Source organism: Streptomyces sparsus (assembly GCF_054776295.1).
The window spans coordinates 1-786 of record NZ_BAAHCA010001492.1; the positions used below are offsets into that span (position 1 = coordinate 1).

1 protein-coding gene is annotated in these 786 nt (G+C 74.0%); it reads left to right on the plus strand.

Annotated features, from left to right (window positions below; translation table 11 throughout):
* Window positions 1–252: 252 nt before the first annotated feature.
* On the plus strand, window positions 253–711 hold the full coding sequence (locus tag ACYVE9_RS29205; protein ID WP_461030889.1) for a DUF6278 family protein: 459 nt from the start codon (window positions 253–255) through the stop codon (window positions 709–711).
* Window positions 712–786 lie beyond the last annotated feature (75 nt).

Sequence of the window (786 nt, forward strand, 5' to 3'; positions counted from 1 at the left end):
GCGTCCGGCCGTCGGCCGCGGCCGGGCCGCCCGGCACGGTGGCCGCGGCCATGATGAGTACGACGGTGGTGCTGTACGCACGGATACGCAACGCGTGCCCCTTCGTGGACGCCGACTCCCCGACGGCGCGGACCGGTTGCCTTCCGAGCCGCCGCGGGGGAGGTGCCGGTGCACGCCCGGAGGCGCACGGGTGTACATCAGGCGCCGCGCGCCTGTGGCGGGAGTCAGGGTCCGAATGCGACCCTGAAGGGTATGAACATCCCCTTCCTGGACAACTGGCGCAAGCGACACGGGCCGTCGGCCGGCGTGGCGGTACTCGGCTCGGGCCAGGAGGAGGCCGAAGGGGTGAACCAGCTGCTGTCGGAGTGCGAGACGCTGCGCTCCCAGGCGCTTGCCGGCGGCGTTCAACTGGACGACTCCGCGGTCTCGCTGGAGGCACTGGACCAGATGGTGCCCCACTGGCGGGACGACCCGGACGTGCTGACCCCGCTCGGCACCGACGCCGGCCTGTACCTGGGCACGGTGATCGTCCGTACCGTGCGGGGCGCGGCCTGGGAGGTGTTGGCGGGGGAGCGGCCCATGGTGCGGCTGGCCTCCGGGCAGCTGCTGGACGTGATCGAGGCGGGCCTGAGTTGGGCCGACAGCGGATCCCCCGAGCTGTCCCAGCTCTACGCGGAGGTGTCCGACGCCTGGGGCGAGCCCCAGGTCTAGGCGGAGGCGTCCGGTGTCCGCGCCGGTCGCGACGCCGGTGCCCGGACCGCGGCGGCGAGCACGGCCGGCCGGTCC